The organism is Rhodococcus sp. G-MC3 (assembly GCF_030063335.1).
In the GTDB taxonomy this organism is placed as follows: Bacteria; Actinomycetota; Actinomycetes; order Mycobacteriales; family Mycobacteriaceae; genus Rhodococcoides.
On record NZ_JASISW010000066.1, the window covers coordinates 1 to 2,569 of the forward strand.

A 2,569-nucleotide genomic window follows, 5' to 3' on the forward strand; every position below is an offset into this window, starting at 1 on the left:
TCCTTGCGGATCTCGGTGAACATGCCGACAGCGCGTTCACGCAGCTCGGTGGGGTAGTTGCTTGCCGGTCGTGCCATGGCTTCATTCTCCTAAGAAGTGAAGCCTCCGGACAACCCGGTGCGGTTCAATCTGGTCCCTCGAAGGGATGAACGAGAAGAGCTACCTCGCGACATCTCCTACTTGTACTGCCACTGGGTTCGGTGCTCACGTCGAACTGATTGACGACATAATCAAGAATGCTGATGAGGCCTACAACGAAGCCGTCCTGGATAAACCCTGGGAGTGGTTCACCAACACCATGATGCAGCGAACTGAGGGTGACGACTGGAAGATGACTATCATCATGACGCGTTGGGCAAGTAGCGATTGGCCGGCAAAGTTCTAGAACGGTTTGGCGATCAGGTAGAACACATCACCTACAAGGCGCTCCAAGACGACGGAACAATGCTCTGCGAGTCGATCTTGAATCGCAGTGACTTCGACCTGAAGACGCAGGAAATGAACACGGACATCGTCGCGGCTAACTACAACCAGGAGCCGATCGATGTGAAGGGCCGTCTCTACGGCAATTTGGTGTCTACGAGTCACTGCCATCTGGTGAGCACAAGAAACTGAACTACACCGATACCGCTGACAAAGGAACGGACTTCCTATGCTCTGTCGACTACATCGAGGACGACGGCGATGTCTACCTAACTGACGTCGTCATGACCGATGAGGGGATGGAAGAGACTGAACCAGCTGTCGCGGCCATGCTCGACGCTGACGAGGTTCATGAAGCGACAGTCGAGAGCAACAACGGCGGTCGGGGCTTCGCTCGAAACATCGAACGGCTGCTCAAAGAGAAGCATGGGAACAAGAGATGCGTGGTCAAGTGGGTTGCACAGATCCAGAACAAAGAAGCACGCATCCTCACCTCCAGCGCGTGGGTCAGTCGCCATGTCTTCATGCCGCACAACTGGAAGTACAAGTATCCAGAGTTCTATCGCCAGCTCACGTCCTACCAGAAGAAGGGCAAGAACAAGCACGACGATGCGCCTGACGTGCTGGCGGCGATCTACGAGCGCGTGGCGAACCCACAAAAGACTGAGTTCAGGGTGCGATCGGCCTGATCTGACATACTTTGTCAATGTTTCCTGTGGAGATCTGGGGCACGGTAGCTGCTTGGGTCGGCTCCGTTGGATCGGTGGCCAGCCTTGCCACTGCTGCTTTGTACTACCGATCTACTGTGAAACGCCAGGAACGCGCACAGGCCTACCAGGTTCGATTTGTATCGATTGATCGGACTGATTCCTCAGTTCGAGCAAAAGTCGTGAATGATTCAGATCGACCTATCTACGACATTGAACCGCGCCAGACGCGCTTGTCGTTTAGCGAGGTTATAGAGCGTGAGCAATCGAGACGGATGGTTGAGACTTCTGAGATACCGGAACTGTTGCGGGAATGGAATGAGACGCCAGGTGGGATGCTTCAGGTGCACGCGTTCGACACAGCTCATATTGCATCGGGTGGCGAGCTTCCTGTCGTATTCTCGACGTATCACGCTCGGACGCAGAACTGCTGGGTCAGGTTCAGAGATGCCAACGGCAGAATGTGGTCGCTAGTCTTAGATACACATCAGCCGATCGAGACCAAAGAAGATTATCGTCAGCAGTACTCGTGGTGGGACATTGTGAATCCAAAGACGAAATCGGCACGCATCTATCGCACTCACGTCAAGAAAATTGAAAGGCTAGCGAAACAGAAGCGTTTGGAACAGAAAAAGAAGTCGGACTAGTCGTAATCGTCCAGATGTTCTAATATCAAAATAGAGCAACATAGAGCTCAACAACTTCATACATGGCAAACAAGAAAACTCCCTTTCGTTACAAACTAGCTGCCGCCCTCCTGGGTAGGAACAAAGCGTTCACTCCACACCTGAACGACACGCTTCAAGCCTTCGACAGTGCCAACAGTCTCAAGAACTATCGCACCAAGGCTGACGCGATCACCGCGAACCTTGGCTGGGCCTTCACCGCGAACGACGCAATCGTGCGTCCTACAGCGCGGGTCGAGCTGAAGCTGTACCGCAAGGACAAGAAGGGCGACCGTACTGAGATCCTGGATCACGAGATCTTGACGCTGATTAAACGGCCTAACGGTTCGCTCAAGGGAAAACAAATGCGTCGTCTTCACTTCAGCTACATGAACTTCACTGGTGAGAGCTACGAGCTGATTTTGAAGGGTGACAAACCGTTCGAGCCTAAGAAGGGTCAACTGCCTGATTCACTTCATGTTCTGCCAGCTGTGCTGGCGGGAATCAAGCGACAACGCCTCGCTCCAACGACCGCTCGAAATCGGGAGCCGGTGCGGGCGGTTTCGCAACAGCCCCCGGCTCGGCAGTTTTAAAAAAAATTGTCGTGCCACACGCTCGAGACTGCCAGTTCGCCGTCGACGCGCTGGCTAAGCCTGAATACACCGATGAAGTGACAACTGAGCGCGAGTTGTGAATACGAAATGCCCTGTCGTGGTGAAAGAATCAATCTTGTCTAGGGAAAGATTCGGCCACTACGAAGGGCATCTCGCAGAT

Annotated in this window: 4 protein-coding genes; all 4 read left to right on the top strand. The window is 53.4% G+C overall.

Going from position 1 to position 2,569, the window contains the following annotated elements; all coding sequences use genetic code 11:
• Positions 1–145: 145 nt before the first annotated feature.
• The 4 genes from QMK17_RS26110 (at position 146) to QMK17_RS26125 (ending at position 2,388) form a co-directional block, all read left to right on the top strand.
• The gene (locus QMK17_RS26110) at positions 146–385 is read left to right on the top strand and encodes a hypothetical protein (RefSeq protein WP_283512193.1); all 240 of its coding nucleotides are present in this window, start codon (positions 146–148) and stop codon (positions 383–385) included.
• Positions 386–611: 226 nt separating this feature from the next.
• A complete protein-coding gene (terL, locus tag QMK17_RS26115) occupies positions 612–1,112 on the top strand; it encodes a phage terminase large subunit (protein ID WP_442972835.1) in 501 nt (166 codons plus the stop codon).
• 17 nt (positions 1,113–1,129) lie between these two features.
• Positions 1,130–1,777, top strand: coding sequence for a hypothetical protein (locus QMK17_RS26120; protein ID WP_283512194.1), 648 nt, complete (start codon positions 1,130–1,132; stop codon positions 1,775–1,777).
• Positions 1,778–1,839: 62 nt separating this feature from the next.
• Complete coding sequence (locus QMK17_RS26125) at positions 1,840–2,388, top strand: hypothetical protein (protein ID WP_283512195.1); 549 nt, start codon at positions 1,840–1,842, stop codon at positions 2,386–2,388.
• Positions 2,389–2,569 lie beyond the last annotated feature (181 nt).